The sequence below is a fragment of the Pseudonocardia sp. Ae150A_Ps1 genome (assembly GCF_001932315.1).
In the GTDB taxonomy this organism is placed as follows: domain Bacteria; phylum Actinomycetota; class Actinomycetes; order Mycobacteriales; family Pseudonocardiaceae; genus Pseudonocardia.
In genome coordinates this window covers 1-16,138 of the sequence record NZ_MCIJ01000001.1, presented here as the reverse complement: position 1 = coordinate 16,138, position 16,138 = coordinate 1, and the positions used below count along the sequence as shown (strand labels likewise).

The 16,138-nt window shown below is 75.0% G+C and carries 14 protein-coding genes and 2 pseudogenes; 1 reads left to right on the top strand and 15 read right to left on the bottom strand.

Going from position 1 to position 16,138, the window contains the following annotated elements:
* Positions 1-50: 50 nt before the first annotated feature.
* From Ae150APs1_RS30860 to Ae150APs1_RS00060, 5 genes and pseudogenes are all read right to left on the bottom strand, one after another.
* Positions 51-761: pseudogene (locus Ae150APs1_RS30860) on the bottom strand (segregation/condensation protein A); the annotation flags it as partial.
* Positions 762-853: 92 nt separating this feature from the next.
* Positions 854-1,738 carry a ParA family protein gene (locus Ae150APs1_RS00075; RefSeq protein WP_010241425.1) on the bottom strand — a complete coding sequence of 295 codons (885 nt, stop codon included), beginning with the start codon at positions 1,736-1,738 and terminating at the stop codon, positions 854-856.
* A gap of 190 nt (positions 1,739-1,928) precedes the next feature.
* The gene (locus Ae150APs1_RS00070; protein ID WP_139316759.1) at positions 1,929-2,612 is read right to left on the bottom strand and encodes a hypothetical protein; all 684 of its coding nucleotides are present in this window, start codon (positions 2,610-2,612) and stop codon (positions 1,929-1,931) included.
* A gap of 53 nt (positions 2,613-2,665) precedes the next feature.
* Complete coding sequence (locus tag Ae150APs1_RS00065; RefSeq protein WP_010241420.1) at positions 2,666-3,589, bottom strand: site-specific tyrosine recombinase XerD; 924 nt, start codon at positions 3,587-3,589, stop codon at positions 2,666-2,668.
* A gap of 4 nt (positions 3,590-3,593) precedes the next feature.
* Complete coding sequence (locus Ae150APs1_RS00060; RefSeq protein ID WP_075294908.1) at positions 3,594-4,586, bottom strand: LLM class F420-dependent oxidoreductase; 993 nt, start codon at positions 4,584-4,586, stop codon at positions 3,594-3,596.
* Positions 4,587-4,695: 109 nt separating this feature from the next.
* Here Ae150APs1_RS00060 and Ae150APs1_RS00055 point away from each other — a divergent pair, with 109 nt between their 5' ends.
* On the top strand, positions 4,696-5,694 hold the full coding sequence (locus tag Ae150APs1_RS00055; protein WP_075294907.1) for a DUF1707 domain-containing protein: 999 nt from the start codon (positions 4,696-4,698) through the stop codon (positions 5,692-5,694).
* 15 nt (positions 5,695-5,709) lie between these two features.
* Here Ae150APs1_RS00055 and Ae150APs1_RS00050 read toward each other — a convergent pair whose 3' ends face one another.
* From Ae150APs1_RS00050 to Ae150APs1_RS31780, 10 genes and pseudogenes are all read right to left on the bottom strand, one after another.
* Complete coding sequence (locus tag Ae150APs1_RS00050) at positions 5,710-6,348, bottom strand: NUDIX hydrolase (protein ID WP_075294906.1); 639 nt, start codon at positions 6,346-6,348, stop codon at positions 5,710-5,712.
* Positions 6,349-6,671: 323 nt separating this feature from the next.
* On the bottom strand, positions 6,672-8,447 hold the full coding sequence (locus tag Ae150APs1_RS00045; protein ID WP_075294904.1) for a CTP synthase: 1,776 nt from the start codon (positions 8,445-8,447) through the stop codon (positions 6,672-6,674).
* A 24-nt stretch (positions 8,448-8,471) separates the two neighbouring features.
* Positions 8,472-9,389 (bottom strand): copper transporter, encoded by a 918-nt coding sequence (locus Ae150APs1_RS00040; protein ID WP_075294902.1) that lies wholly within the window; start codon positions 9,387-9,389, stop codon positions 8,472-8,474.
* Positions 9,386-10,561, bottom strand: a complete 1,176-nt coding sequence (gene steA / locus Ae150APs1_RS00035) for a putative cytokinetic ring protein SteA (protein WP_075294900.1) — start codon at positions 10,559-10,561, stop codon at positions 9,386-9,388. The genes Ae150APs1_RS00040 and steA overlap by 4 nt, the downstream gene beginning before the upstream one ends.
* Before the next feature lie 130 nt (positions 10,562-10,691).
* On the bottom strand, positions 10,692-12,533 hold the full coding sequence (gene recN, locus Ae150APs1_RS00030; protein ID WP_083680366.1) for a DNA repair protein RecN: 1,842 nt from the start codon (positions 12,531-12,533) through the stop codon (positions 10,692-10,694).
* 100 nt (positions 12,534-12,633) lie between these two features.
* Positions 12,634-13,545: an NAD kinase gene (locus Ae150APs1_RS00025; RefSeq protein ID WP_010226916.1), complete on the bottom strand. Its 912-nt coding sequence runs from the start codon at positions 13,543-13,545 to the stop codon at positions 12,634-12,636.
* On the bottom strand, positions 13,542-14,366 hold the full coding sequence (locus Ae150APs1_RS00020) for a TlyA family RNA methyltransferase (protein ID WP_075294896.1): 825 nt from the start codon (positions 14,364-14,366) through the stop codon (positions 13,542-13,544). The genes Ae150APs1_RS00025 and Ae150APs1_RS00020 overlap by 4 nt, the downstream gene beginning before the upstream one ends.
* Before the next feature lie 2 nt (positions 14,367-14,368).
* Positions 14,369-14,575, bottom strand: a complete 207-nt coding sequence (locus Ae150APs1_RS00015) for a hypothetical protein (protein ID WP_010226912.1) — start codon at positions 14,573-14,575, stop codon at positions 14,369-14,371.
* A gap of 278 nt (positions 14,576-14,853) precedes the next feature.
* The gene (locus Ae150APs1_RS00010; protein ID WP_075294894.1) at positions 14,854-15,873 is read right to left on the bottom strand and encodes an HAD hydrolase-like protein; all 1,020 of its coding nucleotides are present in this window, start codon (positions 15,871-15,873) and stop codon (positions 14,854-14,856) included.
* A pseudogene (locus Ae150APs1_RS31780) lies at positions 15,870-16,138 on the bottom strand (hypothetical protein); the annotation flags it as partial. The gene Ae150APs1_RS00010 and the pseudogene Ae150APs1_RS31780, both read right to left, overlap by 4 nt.

Genomic DNA, 16,138 nt, shown 5'->3' with positions numbered 1-16,138 from the left:
TCGTCCTCCAGTGCGGCCGCGTAGGCGACGGGGTCGTCGGTACGGTCCGCGGTCCAGGTGACGGTCAGGTCGGCGAAGGGCTCCGGCTGCTCCAGCGAGACCGACCGCTCCCGGTACAGCTCCAGCAGCGCCATGAACCGGGCGATGACCTCGATCGTCGCCACGCAGTCCGCGGTGAGGTCGGCGAAGCTCGCGACCCGGTCGACGGCGAGCCGGTCGCGCAGCAGCTGTGCGTGCTCGGGCACCGACACGTGCACCGCGTGCAGGTGGTCGACGCCCACCTCCTCCGGCGGCCGCGGCCGGAACACGGTGGCGGCCAGCTCGGCGAACGCCTGCGCGTCCACCCCGAGGAGCACCTCGGGCAGGAGCTCGGCGTACCGGTCCTCGATCGACACCGAGCGCGGGAAGCGGCGCAGCGCACCGTTCTCCAGCTCGACGAACAGCTGCGCGGCCTGCTTGTAGGCCCGGTACTGCAGCAACCGCGCGAACAGCAGGTCACGGGCCTCGAGCAGGGCGAGGTCGTCCTCGTCGTCGACCTCGGCGCCCGGGACGAGCCGGGCCGCCTTCAGGTCGAGCAGGGTCGCCGCGACGACCAGGAACTCGGTGGTCTCGTCGAGGTCGAAGTCGTCGCCGAGGTCCGCGAGGTGGGCGATGAAGTCGTCAGTGACCTTGTGCAGCGCCATCTCGGTGACGTCGAGCTCGTGCTTGCCGATCAGCTGCAGGAGCAGGTCGAACGGGCCCTCGAAGTTCGCCAGCCGCACGGTGAACCGGCGGCTCCGCGGGGAGGCGACGTCGCCGTCGTCGAGGTTCTCCGGGAGGGCGGCACCCTCGCCCGGCCCGTCGGCGAGCAGCGTCACCGGGCGATGACCTCGCGGGCCAGCATCCGGTACGCCGCGGCCGCGTGCGACGTCGGCGCCCACGAGGTGATCGGCTCCCCGGCGACCGTCGTCTCCGGGAACTTGATCGTCCGGTTGATGACGGCGTCGAACACCTTCTCGCCGAACGCCTCGACGACCCGGTCGTGCACCTCCTTGGTGTGCAGCGTCCGGGTGTCGAACATCGTCGGGAGGACGCCGAGCAGCTGCAGGTCCGGGTTGAGCCGGTCGGTGACCTTGTCGATCGTGTCCATCAGCAGCGCCACCCCGCGCAGCGAGAAGAACTCGCAGGCCAGCGGGATGAGCACCTCGTCGGCGCAGGCCAGGGCGTTGATCGTCAGCAGGCCCAGCGACGGCTGGCAGTCGATGAGCACGATGTCGTAGTCCGGCAGGAACCGCTTGAGCGAGCGCCCGAGCGCCTGCTCCCGGCCCACCTCGGTGACGAGCTGGACCTCGGCCGCCGACAGGTCGATGTTCGACGGCAGCAGGTCCAGGTTCTCGACACCGGTGTCCTGCAGCACGTCGTCCGGGTCGGCGTCGCGCTCCATCAGCAGGTTGTAGATCGTCGACTCGAGCTGGTGCGGCTGCACACCCAGCCCGACCGACAGCGCTCCCTGCGGGTCGAAGTCGACGAGCAGCACCTTGCGGCCGTACTCGGCGAGTGCGGCGCCGAGGTTGATGGTCGACGTCGTCTTGCCGACGCCGCCCTTCTGGTTCGCGACGGCGATCACGCGGGCCGGGCCGTGGACGTCGAGCGGCGCCGGTTCGGGCGCGCGGCTGCTGGTCCCGGGCGATCCCCCGGTGGCGTCCGGCTCGCCGGACGCGTCGTCGAGCCGGCCCTGGGATTCCGGCGTCGGATTCATGCGGTCTCCGGTCTCCTCGTGGGGTGCGTACCGGGTCTCGGATCAGTGGCGGCGATCCTGGACCCGCACTGTAGGAACCGCCCCCACGTGCGGCAACGCGCCTCGCCGTACACGGCGCGAACTGGTGTCGGATCACCTTACCCGCGGGGTACGACGGGCCCGCGGAGCCCGGGGCGCGGCGTGTCGGTCGTCAGCCGCCGGGGGCGACGGTGACGCTGCCGGCCGTGCTGCGGGCGGTGATGCGGTGGTCGGCGCCGGGCTGGTCGGGCACTCCGACGTCGGTCGAGCCGGCGGTCGTCTCCGCCGACACGTCGTACACCGGACCGACGGGTACCCGGACCGTCACCGACCCGGCCGTCGACTCGGCGGTGACGTCCGGCGCGGCGGCGGCGAAGCCCAGCTCGACGCCGCCGGCGCTCGAGCTCGCGGTGACGGCACCCGGCCCGAGACCGCTGCCCCGCACCGCGCCGGCCGACGAGCGCAGCTCCTGCTCGCCGGTGATCCCGGCGACGTCGATCCCGCCCGCGGCCAGGTCGGCCCGCGCGGACGCCGCCGCCGGGACGGTCACGACGAGCCCGGCCTGGCACCGCTCACGGCCGTCGTCCGGGCAGCGGACGGTGATCCGCAGGACGTCGCCGTCGAGGCGGTGCTCGACCTGCGGGCGCGCGTCCCCGGTCCAGAGCAGGTCCTGCTCGACCGACGCCTGCTCCCCCGCGGCGAGCCGCAGCGCACCGGCGTCGGAGTCGATCTCGACCCTCGTCACCGCCCCGTCGATCCGGTCGGTGACGCTCTCCCGCTGTTCCGGTCCCGCCCCGCCGCATCCGGCCATCGCCAGCGCCGCGGCCGCCCCGACCACCCACACCCCGTATCGCATCGGTTCCGGAACGTAGCGGTCCGGGTTCGCGGCCCCGCACGCGGGCCCGGGCATCACCCCAGGGCGCGGGGGTGGGCGGTGGCGTAGACCTCGCGCAGGGTGTCGACGGTGACGTGGGTGTAGATCTGGGTGGTCGCCACCGAGGCGTGCCCGAGGAGCTCCTGGACGACGCGGACGTCGGCCCCTCCGGACAGCAGGTGCGTCGCGAAGCAGTGCCGCAGCGTGTGCGGCGAGACGGCGGCGACGACGGCCGGTCCGAGCCCCGACGCCTCGGCCGCCGCCCGGAGCGCGTGCCACGCACTCTGCCGCGACATCCGCCCGCCGCGGGCGTTGAGCAGCAACGCGGGCGAACCGGTGCCGCGCCCGGCGAGGTCCGGACGGGCGCGCACCCGGTAGGCGTCGACGGCGGCCAGCGCGGGCCGTCCCACCGGGACGATCCGCTGCTTGTCCCCCTTGCCGTGCAACAGGATCGTGCGGGCCCCGGGATCGAGGTCGTCGAGGTCGGCGCCGACGATCTCGGAGATCCGCCCGCCGGTGGAGTACAGCAGCTCCAGCAGCGCCCGGTCCCGGAGACCGGTGGGCCCGTCCGCGACGCACCCGGCGAGGAGCTGGTCCACCTGGTCGACCGTCAGCGCCGTCGGCAGCCGCGACGGCAGCGACGGCGGCGCCACCCCGGCCGCGACGTCGGCCGGCACGGTCCCCTCCAGGACCGCGAACCGGTGCAGGCCGCGCACGGCGGCGAGCGCCCGGGCCGCCGACGACGCGGCCAGTGGCCGCTCCCCCGTCCGCAGCGCCGTCACGAACCCGGCCACGTCGGTCTCACGGACCCGGCCCAGGTCGTCGATCCCGGCGTCGGCCAGGTGCGCGACGTAGCGGTCCAGGTCGAGGCGGTACGAGCGCAGGGTGTTCTGCGCACGTCCGCGTTCGACGGCGAGGTGGCCGAGGTAGTCCTCGACGACCCGCTCCGGCGCGGGCATCCCCTCAGCCCCGCAGTGCCGGCACGACCTCGCGCTCGAACAGCTCGATGCCGGACCGGTCGTAGGCGGCCTCCGGGAAGTAGAAGATGCCGTAGCTCATGCCCTCGTCCTGCAGGGCGGAGAGCTTCTCGACGATCTGCTCCGGGGTCCCGACGCCGGGCAGCCCGCGGAACGCGCCCAGCGCGCCCTCGGCCTTCTCCGCGCCGACGATCGGCTCGAGCCGGGCCCGGAGCTGCTGCAGCCGGTCCTCGACCTCCGCCTCGGTGGTGCCGATCGCGACGTTGTAGTTCGCCGACCGGACGATCGCGTCGTAGTCGGTGCCGAGCTCGGCGCAGTGCCCGGCGAGCACCGACGACTTGTGCCGGAAGCCCTCGAGCGTGCCGTCGAAGTTGGTGTACTGCGCGTAGCGTGCCGCGATCTTCAGCGTGACCTTCTCACCGCCACCGGCGATCCAGAGCGGGATACCGCCGTCCTGCAGCGGGCGGGGCGCGACGATGGCGCCGTCGACCTGGTAGTGCCTGCCGTCGAGGGTGGCCCGGCCGTCCCGCCACGCCTGCGCGAAGATCTGCACGCCCTCGTCGAGCATCCCGAGCCGCTCACCCGGCCGCGGGAAGCCGTAGCCGTAGGCGCGCCACTCGTGCTCGTACCAGCCGCCGCCGATGCCCATCTCGACCCGGCCCTTCGAGATCACGTCGGTCGTCGCGGCGACCTTCGCCAGGTAGGCGGGGTTGCGGTAGGCCATGCAGGTGCACATCTGGCCGAGCCGGACCCGCTCGGTCGTCGCGGCGAACGCCGCCATCAGGCTCCAGGCCTCGTGGCAGGCCTCGTCGGTCGGCTCCGGGACGGTGTGGAAGTGGTCGTAGACCCACACCGACTCCCAGGTGTCGCCGCGGTCGGCGTACTCGGCGAGCCCGCGCATCACGTCCCACTGTGCGGTGGGATCGATGCCGACGAGATCGAGCCGCCAGCCCTGGGGAACGAAGAGTCCGAATCGCATTCCCCGAGCCTAGGGCGACGGGCCGCCGCCGTCCGTCACGCCACGGTGTGGCGGGTCGCCCGGCGCGGAACGTCGCCGGTGGACGGTCCGGGCGGATACCGTCGCGTCCATGAGCACGCGACCGATCGGCTACGCCGAGCAGGAGGACGCGGTGCGGGCCCTGTCCCGGCACTACACGGGCGGACGACTGGACGTCGACGCATTCGACGACCGGGTCCGGCGGGCCCGCGCGGCGACGACGGTCGCGGACCTCGCACCGCTGTTCGGCGACCTGCCCGAGCCGCACCCGGACGCCCTGCGGGACACCGGCGGCGCGAGCGGTGCGTCCACCGACGGCACCCCGACGGATACCGGCAGCCCGGACCGCGCCGGAGACGGAGACACCGGCACCGGGGGCGCGGAGGCGACCGCCCGCATCCGCCCACCGGATCCGACACTCTCCGCGCCGGCGGAGCCGGACCCGTCCGGTCACCCCGCCGCGGGCCCCTACCCCGACTCCTCTCCGACGACGGGGCAGCCGCACCCGGGCTCGCCGTGGTCGGCGTACGACGACTCCCCGGCCCACGGCGGCGACGCGTACGGCGCACCGGGCGGCCCTGCCGGCCCGGCCGGAGCCGGGTACGGCGGCCCCGGGTACGGAGCTCCGGGGTACGGGCCCCCCGGTCCGGACACCCCGGGGTACGGCGCGGGCTACGGAGCCGGCTACGAGGGCGGCTGGGGAGCCGCGGGATACCAGCCCGGCTACGGGCTCGGGCAGACGCCGGGCGCTCCCGGGTGGGCGCCGGGCCCGGGCGGACCGGCGTACCCGCCGCACGCGGGCCCGCCCGCCTACGGCCCCTACGGCTACGACCCGGCCGCACCGTTCGGCCGCGAGGCCTGGTCCGGGCGGCCGTACTCGGACAAGCAGAAGATCGTCGCCGGGTTGCTGCAGCTGTTCCTGCCGTTCGGGATCGGCCGCTTCTACTCCGGCCACACCGGGCTCGCGATCGCCCAGCTGCTCGTCATGATCTTCACGTTCGGGCTGGGCGCGATCTGGAGCTTCATCGACGGGATCGTGATCCTCGCGGGCAGCCCCACCGACCCCGACGGCAGGCCGTTGCGGCCGTAGCCGCGGTGCCGGTCGTCAGTCGTCGCCGTCGCGGCGGCGGGCGAAACGCTCCGGCCGGTCGGTCCACGCGGTGCCGGGCGGCCGGGGCTCGAACTCGCCCGCCAGCACCGAGCGGGCGGCGAGCAGCCCGGCGCAGGACACCGCGTTGACGATCTCGCCGGAGAACACCATCCCGACGGCGTCCTCCAGTGCGATCCAGCGCAGCTCGAGATCGGCCTCCTCGTCATCGCCCAGGTCGGGGCGCGGCTTCTCGACGAGGTCGCGGGCCAGGAAGATCCGCACGGACTCGTCGGAGAACCCGGGCGACGGGACGACGTCGAGCAGCACCGACCAGTCCGACGCCGTCAGCCCGGCCTCCTCTGTCAGCTCCCGGTCGGCGGTGACGGCGGGGTCCTCGCCGGCCACGTCGAGCAGGCCCGCGGGCAGCTCCCACAGCCGTCGTCGCACGGCGTGCCGGTACTGGTGCAGCATCCGCACCTGCCGGTGCTCGTCGACCGCGACGATCGCGACCGCACCGGGGTGCTCCAGGATCTCCCGGGTCGCGACACGGCCGCCGGGCATCACGACCCGGTCGGAGCGCAGCGCCATGACCCGGCCCGAGTAGATGTCGGTGGCCGAGCGGACCGGGAAGTCGTGCTCGCCGGGGCGGGTCATCGGGACACCGCCGCGCGCACGGGTGCGGGAACGCTGAACGAGACGATCACGCCTCGCACAGTAGTGGCCGGGCGGCGCCTCCCGCGCTCCCGACGACGGCGGCCGGCGACGCGCACCGCCCGGCGGTCCCCGGCACGCGCCGGATGGGTAGCGGCTCGCCCGGCCCGGTGCGGCAGCCCCACCCGGCCGTCCGGCGCGAGTCGGCCCGGCACGCAGGTCGTGGCCCGGACCGCCCGACACGGCCGACGGGGACGCGGGCGGCGCCCGGAGACACGAACGGCGGCCGTCCCCGGACCGGTACGGCCGCCGTCGGCGCGGGTGGATCAGCTGCCGGGCGTGCTCTCCGCCGGCACGGAGCCGTTGGTACCGGTGGAACCGGCCGGCTCGTCGCCCTCGACCAGCTCGGCGTCGTCGTCGCCGTTGGCGCGGCCGGGCAGCCGGACCGGCAGCCGGTCCTCGGCGCGGTACCGCAGCGCAGCCTTCACGAACGCAGCGAACAGCGGGTGCGGCCGCGTGGGACGGCTCTTCAGCTCGGGGTGCGCCTGGGTACCGACGAAGAACGGGTGCTGCGACGCCGGCAGCTCCACGAACTCGACGAGTGTGCCGTCCGGCGACGTGCCGAACACGAGGCCGGCGTCGGCGAGCTGCTGCCGGTAGGCGTTGTTGACCTCGAACCGGTGCCGGTGGCGCTCGGAGATCTCCCGCGCCCCGTAGGCCTTGGCCGCCACGGAGCCGGGCTGCAGCACCGCCGGGTAGGCGCCCAGCCGCATGGTGCCGCCCATGTCCCGCTCCCCCGCGACGACGTCGCGCTGGGTCGCCATCGTCGAGATCACCGGGTGCTCGGTGTCCGGGTCGAACTCCGAGGAGCTCGCCCCGTCGAGCCCGGCGATGCTGCGCGCGGCCTCGATCACCATGCACTGCAGGCCGAGACACAGTCCCAGGGTCGGGATGCCGCGGGTGCGGGCGTGGGTGATCGCCCCGAGCTTGCCCTCGATGCCGCGGATGCCGAACCCACCGGGCACGAGGACAGCGTCGACGCCGTCGAGCGCCTCGGCCGCGCCGGCCGGCGTCTCGCAGGAGTCCGACGGGACCCAGCGGACGGCGACCTTCGCGTGGTGGGCGAACCCGCCGGCACGCAGCGCCTCGGTGACCGACAGGTACGCGTCGGGCAGGTCCACGTACTTCCCGACGAGCGCGATCGTCGCGGTCTCCTGCGGGTGGTGCACCCGCTCCAGCAGGTCGCCCCAGACGGTCCAGTCGACGTCGCGGAACGGCAGGCCGAGCCGGCGCACGACATAGGCGTCGAGACCCTCGCCGTGCAGCACCTTCGGGATGTCGTAGATCGACGGGGCGTCGGCGCACGCCGCGACGCCGTCGAGCTCGACGTCGCACATCAGCGAGATCTTGCGCTTCATCGCCCCCGGGATCTCCCGGTCGGCCCGGAGCACGAGCGCGTCCGGCTGGATACCGATGTTGCGCAGCGCGGCGACGGAGTGCTGGGTCGGCTTCGTCTTCAGCTCGCCCGACGGCGCCAGGTACGGCACCAGCGAGACGTGCAGGAAGAAGCAGTTGTCCCGGCCGACCTCGTGCCGCACCTGGCGGGCGGCCTCGACGAACGGCAGCGACTCGATGTCGCCGATGGTGCCGCCGACCTCGGTGATCACGACGTCCGGCGCGATGCCCTCCGCGTCGGGCTCCGCCATCGCGAGGACGCGGTCCTTGATCTCGTTGGTGATGTGCGGGATGACCTGCACGGTGTCGCCCAGGTACTCGCCGCGGCGCTCCTTGGCGATCACCTCGGAGTACACCTGGCCGGTGGTGACGTTGGCCCGGCCCTGCAGGTCGCGATCCAGGAAGCGCTCGTAGTGACCGACGTCGAGGTCGGTCTCCGCACCGTCCTCGGTCACGAAGACCTCGCCGTGCTGGAACGGGTTCATCGTTCCGGGATCGACGTTGAGGTACGGGTCGAGCTTCTGCATGGTGACGCGGAGCCCGCGAGCGGTGAGCAGTTGGCCCAGGCTCGAAGCGGTGAGGCCCTTACCCAGCGAGGATGCGACCCCACCGGTGACGAACAGATGACGGGTGGCGCGAGTCTGCACGGAGCTTCAGCCTACCGATCGCGCTCAGAGGGCCGGAACCGGGCCCGTGGACCCCGCGCCGGAGCCGTACTGACCGGCCCGTCCGGCGTTGCGCTCGGCGAGCGCGAGGACGGTCGCGACCCGGCCTGCCGAGGTGCCGACGCCGTCGACCGTCGACGGTCCGGGGCCCTGGCCGGCGTCCGCGCGGACGGCCCCCACGGCCGACGACGGGCCGGCGTCCCGTCCGGCGAGCACCGCCCCGGCGCCGCGGCGGTCCAGCTCGTCGGCGAGCCCGGCGGCGGTCGCCGCGGACCCCGCGGCGTCGACCCCGCCGAACGCGCCGCCGGTGACGACGACGGCGAGCCGCCCGGCGGACAGCTCCCCCTCCGGCGTCTCGGCGAAACCACCCCCGGCGAGACCGGCGACGACCGCACCGGCCTGCTGCGGGTCCGGCGCGGCCCCGCCCTGCGGGGCGAGCAACGCGGAGCCGAGCAGGCCACCGGCGAGCGCTCCGGCGTCCGACGACGCCGGCAGCTGCGCCCCGGCGGGCAGCAGCCGTGCCGAGAGGTCCCGCAGCTGGTCGGCGCGGGCCGGGTCGGTGACCGCCGGGGTGAGCACGACCTCGCCCGCGACGCTCCCGCCGGCGGTGGTGATCAGCTCGGCGACGGCGCGCGTGTCGGCCGGGTCGGCCCCGAGCGCGACGACGGTGACGGGCACCCCGGCGAGCTTCTCCCTGACCAGACCGGGCGCGGTGCGCGCGGTGAACTCGTCGCTCGCCCGCTGCTGCGCCGCGAGCGCGTCCCGCTCGGTGCGCAGCTGGTCGATCTCACCGGTGCCGGTGGTCGACGCGACCGTGCTCGCGATCCGCTGCGGCAGCCCGACGGTCGCGACGGCGACCCCGGCGGCCAGTGCCAGCACGAAGACGGCGACCAGGGCGATCCGGTGGTAGCGCCGCGAGATCACGCCGGGAACCAGGACCGCACGGTCTCGACCAGCCCACCGGCCCACTCCAGCACCGCGGGCCCGGCGCCGGAGACGAGCACCGCCACCACGACCGCCACGAGTGCCGCGGCGATCAGCAGGAGCAGCGGCGCGAACGACGTCCGGCTCCGGTACATCTGCGCGATCATCTCGCCGTCGACGACCGACCCGCCTGCCTGCAGCCGGGTCAGGAACGTCGACGCGTTGCTGCCAGACCGGCCGCGGTCGAGGAACTCCGCCATCGACGCCGACAGCCCCACGGTGACGATCATGCTGGCGCCACGGTGGTGCGCCAGCAGCAGCGCGAGGTCCTCCGGGTTGGCCATCGACGGGAAGGTGACCGCACTCGCGCCGAGGTCCTGCACGCGGTGCAGACCGGGGGCGTGCCCGTCCGGGAAGGCCGGCACCACGACGTCGGCCCCGCTGGTCAGCGCCTGGTTCGACACCTCCGACGGGTCGGCGACGATCAGGTCGGGCCGGTACTTCGCGTTGACCAGCGCGTCCGCACCGGCACCGACGCCGACCAGCACCGGCCGGTACTCCTTGATGTAGGCCCGCAGCCGCTTCAGCACCCCCGCGTACTCGAAACCGGCGGCGACGACGAGCACGGGGCGCCCGTCGAGCGCGATGTCGATCTCCGGGACCCCGTCGCCGTCGAGGAGCAGGGACCGCTCACGGCGCATGAACTCGGTGGTGTTCGCGGCGAACGCCTCGAGCTGGTGGGTGAGCCCCTGCTTGGCCTCGTCGAGGGCGTCGGCGACGGTGTCCTCGGTCTGTTCGCGGCCCTCGCCGAGCGGCTGCTCCCCCGAGTACAGGACTCCCTCGTGGAGCCGGACCTTCGCGCCGTCCTTGACCGAACGCATGATCTCGGTGCCGCAGTCGTCGACGAGCGGGACCCCGGCCTCGACCAGCACCTGGGGGCCCAGGTTCGGGAACCGGCCGGAGATCGACGGCGACGCGTTGACGACCGCCGCGACCCGCGCGGCCACCAGTGCGTCGGCGGTGGCGCGGTCGAGGTCGACCTGGTCGAGGACGACGATGTCACCGGGCCGGAGCCGGCGCAGCAGGGCTTCGGTACGACGGTCGGTGCGGGCCGGGCCGGTCAGCCCCGGCAGCTCCGGTCGCGTTCGGTGCAGCAGGCCGGACAGCTTCATGGCGGGCACTGTGACACCCGGGAGCCCCGGGACGGTGCAGGCACGCCGCAGCGTGACCACAGTGTCACCGCCCGAGGCACGACGCCCGCCCCGCGACGGGACACCCTGTCGCGAGGGCGACGCGGGCCCCTCACCCGGCCTGTGCGACCTTCCGGCGCCGGGTGCCGCTCCCGCCGCGTGTCGCGCCGGCCCGCCGCGACCGGGCCTGGGCCAGGTCCGCCGGCTGCTCGGCGGCGCGGTCGGCCTGCCGGTGCGCGGTGGCCGCGGCGAGCAGCTCCTCGGCGTGCGCGCGCCCGGTGTCGGTGTCGTCCATCCCGGCGAGCATGCGGGCCAGCTCCTGGGTCCGCTCCTCCTCGGACAGCCGCGTCACGCTGGAGCGGGTGACACCCTCACCGGAGGCCTTGTGCACCACGAGGTGCCGGTCGGCGTAGGCCGCGACCTGCGGCAGGTGTGTCACGACGATCACCTGGTGGCGGGCGGCCAGCCGCGCGAGGCGGCGCCCGATCTCGACCGCGGCCCGGCCACCGACGCCGGCGTCGACCTCGTCGAAGACCATCGTCGGCACCGGGTCGGAACCGGCCAGTGCGACCTCGAGGGCGAGCATCACCCGGGAGAGCTCACCGCCGGAGGCGCCCTTGTGCAGCGGCTGCGCGCTCGCCCCGGCGTGCGGGACCAGGCGGATCTCCACCTCGTCGACCCCGCCGCTGCCGGCGTGGCACTCGCGTCCGCCGACGACGAGGGACGGCCCCCCGTCACCGGCGGGCCGGGGCGCGACACCGACCTGCAGCTGCGCGTCCTTCATGGCCAGCCCGGCGAGTTCGGCGGTCGTCGCCTCGGCGAGCCGCCCGGCCGCCTCGGTGCGTGCCGCGGTGACCTCGGCGGCGTGGCCGGCCAGGTCGCGGGCCAGCTCGTCGCGGCGGCGGGCCAGGTCGGCGAGCGCCTCGTCGGAGGTGTCCAGCCCGGCGAGCCGGTCGCGCGCCGTCGCGGCCCAGTCCAGGACACCGTCGGTGTCGGCCGCGTACTTGCGGGTGAGCGACTTCAGCTCGGCCTGCCGGGCGAGCACCTGGGACAGGCGCTCCGGGTCGGCGTCGAGCCCGTCGAGGTAGACCGACACCTCGGCGGCCGCATCGGCCAGCACGGCGATCGCCTCGGCCAGGCGCGGCCCCAGCCCGGCCAGCGCGGGATCGTCGCTGCCCTCGGCCAGTCCCTTGGCCTGCCCCGCGAGGCCGACCGCCCCGGGGGTCTCGCCGTCGTCGGAGCCGGACAGCGCCATCCGGGTCCCCTCCGCGGCGGAGCGCAGGTCGTCGGCCTCCACCATCCGGCGGGCCTGGTCGACGAGCGCACGGTCCTCACCGGGCTGCGGGTCGACGGAGTCGATCTCGGCGAGGCCGTGCCGCAGCATGTCGGCCTCCTGGGCGAGCCGGCGCGCGTTGTCGCGGCGCTCGGCCAGCTCGGTGACGATCTCCAGCCACTCGGCGCGCACCGCCCGGTAGGCGGCGAGGGGCGTCGCGACCGGGTCACCGGCGAAGCGGTCGAGCAACGCGCGCTGGTCCGAGCCGCGCAGCAGGCGGAGCTGGTCGTTCTGCCCGTGCACGGCGAGCTGGGCCTCGGCGAGACGGCCGAGCACGCCGTTCGGCACCGACCGGCCACCCAGGTGCGCGCGGGACCCCCCGTCGGCGGAGACGGTGCGGGCGGCGATCAGCGTGCCGTCGTCGTCCGCCTCGGCGCCGACCTCCTCGGCCAGCGCGAGCGCACCGGGGGACGCCGTGAACCGCCCCTCCACGACGGCCCGCCGCGCGCCCGCGGACACCCGCGACGACTCGGCGCGACCGCCACCGAGCAGGTTCAGCCCCGTCACCGCCATGGTCTTACCGGCCCCTGTCTCGCCGGTGAGCACGGTCAGGCCCGGGTCGAGCTCCAGGGTCGCGTCGTCGATCACGCCGAGTCCCTGGATCCGCATCTCGGACAACATGCGGGCGACCATACGTTCGAAGACCGACGGGCACCATGCTCGACGCGCCACGAGACCGAACGGATGTTCGCGCGGTCGGCTCCGTGCGCCGAACGGTCGATCAGGTGTTCGATCCCCGGCCGCGCCAGCCGCGGACGGGGAGATCGAACTTCCGGACCAGGCGGTCGGCGAACGGCTGCGCGGCGAGCCGCACCATCCGGACCGGCTCGGTCGCCCGGCTGAGCTCGACCCGCGAGCCGGGCGGCACCGAGACGGTGCGACGGCCGTCGCAGTCGAGGACCGCCGACGGGCCGTCGGCGGACACCTCGATCGCCACCGCGCTGTCCGGTGCGATGACCATCGGCCGGGCGAACAGGGCGTGCGCGTTGCTGGGGACGACGAGCAGCGCCTGCACCTGCGGCCAGATCAGCGGCCCGCCCGCGGAGAAGGCGTAGGCGGTCGACCCGGTCGGCGTCGAGCAGAGCACCCCGTCGCACCCGAACGACGACACCGGCCGGCCGTCGACCTCCAGGACGACCTCCAGGATCCGCCCGCGGGTGTTCTTCTCGACGACGGCCTCGTTCAACGCCCAGGTGCGGCCCAGGACGGTGCCGTTCGACCGGACGACGGCCTCGAGCGTGGTGCGTTCCTCCACCTCGTAGTCGCCGGCGGCGAGCTTCTCCAGGGCCTCGTCGAGGGTGTCCTCCTCGGCCTCGGCGAGGAATCCGACGTGCCCGAGGTTGACGCCGAGCAGCGGCACCCCGGCCGGGCGGGCGAGATCGGCGGCGCGCAGCAGCGTGCCGTCGCCGCCCAGGACGAGGACCGCCTCGGCACCGCGGGCGCACTCCGGACTGCCCGGGACCTGCACCGGGGTGAAGTCCTCCGGCACGTCGGGATCGGCGCCCAGCTCCGCCCACTCGTCGGCGAGCACCCGGACCCGCAGCCCGAGCCGGGCGAGCTCGTTCATGACGTTCAGCGCGGTCTTGCGGTTCGCCGGACGCCCGGTGTGCAGGACGAGCAGGATCTCCCTCATGCCGGCCCTCCCGCGACGGCACCGGCCAGCAACGGCTCCAGGTCGGGCGCGGTCGTGGCCCCTCCGGCGCCCGGGCGGTGCAGGTGCAGGAAGTACTCGACGTTGCCGGAGGGCCCCGGCAGCGGGCTGGCCGTCGCGTCGAGCACGACCAGACCCAGGTCGACGGCCGTGGCCGCGACCTCGCGCAACGTCTCGGTCCGCAGCTCCGGGCTGCGCACGACGCCGCCGGACCCGAGCCGCTGCTTCCCCACCTCGAACTGGGGCTTGACCATCGGCAGCAGGTCACCGCCGGGCGCGGTGCAGGCGGTCAGTGCGGGCAGGACGGTGCGCAGCGAGATGAAGGAGAGGTCGGCGACGGTCAGGTCCACCGGACCCCCGATCGCGTCCGGCTCGAGCGCGCGGACGTTGGTGCGGTCGTGCACGTGGACGCGCTCGTCGGACTGCAGCCGCCACACCAGCTGGCCGTATCCGACGTCGGCGGCGACCACCTCGCGCGCGCCGCGGGTGAGCAGCACGTCGGTGAACCCCCCGGTGGAGGCGCCGGCGTCGAGGCAGCGGAGACCGGCGGGGTCGACGACGGTGAACGCGTCGAGGGCGCCGAGCAGCTTCTTCGCGCCGCGTGAGGCCCACTCGGGTTCGCCGTCGTCGTCCGGGCGGACGACGACGGGCGCGTCCCGGTCGACGACGGTGGCGGCCTTCTCGGCGGGCATGCCGTTGACCGAGACGCGGCCGGCGGCGATCAGCTCCGCGGCCTGGCCGCGGGAGCGGGCGAGCCGGCGCCGGACCAGCTCGGCGTCCAGGCGGGATCGGGTGGGCGCCACCCTCAGCCCCGCTCCGACCCGGCGGTGAGCGCCCGGCCGAGCGCCGAGTGCACCCGCTCGAACGCCTCCGGGTGCTCGGACACCGGGCGCTCGGCGAGGGAGTCGAGGCCGGCGACGGCCTCGTCGACGTCGGCGCGCAGGTCGGCGACCGGACGCTGCTCCGGCGGACGCGGGTCACCCGGGCGCGGGCCGGGTGTGGGGACGCTCATCGATGATCTCCGGGGACGGGGGACTCATCGTCACGGTAGCCGACCCCACCGACGGCCGGACGCGACGGCCGACCCGACGGACAGGTCGCGGTCACCGGTGCGCCGGACGGCCTCGGGCGCACCGGCACCCGGTCGCCGCGGCGGCACCGCCCGTGGATCACCGGGCCGCGTCGGCCCGCCCATCGAGCCGCCCGTCGAGGGGTCGCCGGGGCGGTCGTCAGACCACCACTCGTGGCCGGTCCTCGGGCCGACCGTCGAGCCGGCCGTCGGTCCGCTCGTCAGTCCGCTCGTCGGTCCGCTCGCCGGTCTGCGAGGCCCAGTTCGTGCAGCACGCCCGCGGCCACGTCTCCGGAGGCGGTGACCCGGTGCGTGCCGTGCTCCCATGCGGCGGCACAGAGCACCCGGAGCGCGTCCACGACGGGCTCGTCGCCGTGGCCGTCACCGGACAGCACGAGGGCGTCGCCGTCGATCTCGGCCCGCCAGCCGTCCCGGGCGCCGGGCACGAGCTCGTCCGGGTGCCGGGTGAAGGCCGCCAGATCGGCCCCGATGTAGGTCGGACGCAGTGCGGGAGGCGCGGCGAGCAGGTCGGCGGCACCGCTGACGCCGGTGAGGACCATCAGCGACGGCGCACCGAGGGCGTTCGCGCCCTCGATGTCGGTGTCGAGCCGGTCGCCGAGCACCAGCGGCCGGTCGGCGTCGCCCTGCCCCTCGCGGAGCAGGCGCGCGCCCGGCTTGCCGGCGACGGCCGGTTCCACACCGGCGGCGTTCCGCACGACCTGCACCATCGAGCCGTTCCCCGGCAGGGGGCCGCGCTCGGTCGGGAGCGTGAGGTCGACGTTCGTCGCGACCCAGAGCGCTCCCGCCCGGATCGCGAGGACGGCCTCGGTCAGCTGCCGCCATCCGGTGTCCGGCGAGTGCCCCTGGACGACGGCGTCAGCCCCCTCCCCCGTGCCGGTCGGCACGAGGCCCCGTTCCCGGACCTCGTCGGCCAGCGCCGGGGTACCGAGGACGAGCACCGTCGCCCCGGACGGCAGGCGTTCGGCCAGCATCGCGGCACCGGCCTGGGCGCTGGTGCGGACGTCCGCCACGCGCGCCGGGAACCCCAGGTCCGCGAGGTGCCCGGCGACGGTCGACGGGCTGCGCGAGGCGTTGTTGGTGACGTACACCGTCGGGACGCCGCGGAGCTCTGCGCTCCGCACGGCCTCCACCGCACCGGGGACCACGTCGGGTCCCCGGTACAGGGTGCCGTCCAGGTCGGCGAGGAGGACGTCGTGCCGGGACAGCAGGTCGTCGGTCACGGCCGGTCCGCCTCGGTGCCGTCCGACGGGCGGTCGTGCTCGTCGGCATCGGAGGTGCCGTCGACCGTGTGGTCGTCGCCTCCCTCGGGGTTGTCGCCGATCCCGGGGGCGTCGCCGATCCCGGGGGCGTCGCCGGCCTCCGGGGAGTCCTCGGCCTCCGCCGCGACGCCGACCTCCGCCGTGTCATCGGCCTCTGCGGTGTCACCGACCTCCGCGGTGTCACCGACCTCCGCGGTGTCACCGACCTCCGCGGTGTCACCGACCT

What these genes read in the sequence shown, in the direction of transcription:
- Ae150APs1_RS00025 (WP_010226916.1), bottom strand. Translation starts at nt 13,545, where the DNA reads ATGAGGGAGATCCTGCTCGTCCTGCACACCGGGCGTCCGGCGAACCGC.
- Ae150APs1_RS00015 (WP_010226912.1), bottom strand. Translation starts at nt 14,575, where the DNA reads ATGAGCGTCCCCACACCCGGCCCGCGCCCGGGTGACCCGCGTCCGCCG.
- Ae150APs1_RS00070 (WP_139316759.1), bottom strand. Translation starts at nt 2,612, where the DNA reads ATGCGATACGGGGTGTGGGTGGTCGGGGCGGCCGCGGCGCTGGCGATG.
- Ae150APs1_RS00065 (WP_010241420.1), bottom strand. Translation starts at nt 3,589, where the DNA reads ATGCCCGCGCCGGAGCGGGTCGTCGAGGACTACCTCGGCCACCTCGCC.
- Ae150APs1_RS00060 (WP_075294908.1), bottom strand. Translation starts at nt 4,586, where the DNA reads ATGCGATTCGGACTCTTCGTTCCCCAGGGCTGGCGGCTCGATCTCGTC.
- steA (WP_075294900.1), bottom strand. Translation starts at nt 10,561, where the DNA reads ATGAAGCTGTCCGGCCTGCTGCACCGAACGCGACCGGAGCTGCCGGGG.
- recN (WP_083680366.1), bottom strand. Translation starts at nt 12,533, where the DNA reads ATGTTGTCCGAGATGCGGATCCAGGGACTCGGCGTGATCGACGACGCG.
- Ae150APs1_RS00075 (WP_010241425.1), bottom strand. Translation starts at nt 1,738, where the DNA reads ATGAATCCGACGCCGGAATCCCAGGGCCGGCTCGACGACGCGTCCGGC.
- Ae150APs1_RS00055 (WP_075294907.1), top strand. Translation starts at nt 4,696, where the DNA reads ATGAGCACGCGACCGATCGGCTACGCCGAGCAGGAGGACGCGGTGCGG.
- Ae150APs1_RS00050 (WP_075294906.1), bottom strand. Translation starts at nt 6,348, where the DNA reads ATGACCCGCCCCGGCGAGCACGACTTCCCGGTCCGCTCGGCCACCGAC.